Genomic DNA, 431 nt, shown 5'->3' on the forward strand with positions numbered 1-431 from the left:
AAAAACCCTTTCTATCGCCGTTCCGTACTGATCCCGCAGGCGGAAAGATGGCAGGAGGATCTGCCGGTTCAGTGGCTGGAACACGATGTTGAAGCCAATGCTATCTGGCTGAACGAAAAGAATGATATCTGGCTGGAAATTCCCCGTTATGAGAATCAGATCTCATGGGGCGGCGGCGATATTTTTGCCTTTCTTCTAGTGCCATTTATAATTTATTATTTAATTAATCCTGTTCTATTCGGATGGGATGTAAGAATTTCTTTAGTATCATTGTTAGCATTATTTTTCTTTATTTCTTTATTTAAACTATTGATCAGAATGACCTATCACACGCCACGCGGTACGCCTGTACGCCTAAACCGTAAGCGGCAGAAAGTCTATATTTACGAACATCACCGCAGCAGCTGGAATCCGTGGATAGACTGGCCGGT

1 protein-coding gene is annotated in these 431 nt (G+C 43.4%); it reads left to right on the forward strand.

Annotated elements, in window-relative coordinates; all coding sequences use genetic code 11:
• On the forward strand, window positions 1-431 hold a 431-nt coding region (locus tag OGV80_RS02195), incomplete at both ends, for a DUF6708 domain-containing protein (protein WP_353654545.1).

This window comes from Citrobacter sp. Ce119, from assembly GCF_030334525.1.
GTDB lineage: Bacteria > Pseudomonadota > Gammaproteobacteria > Enterobacterales > Enterobacteriaceae > Citrobacter > Citrobacter europaeus.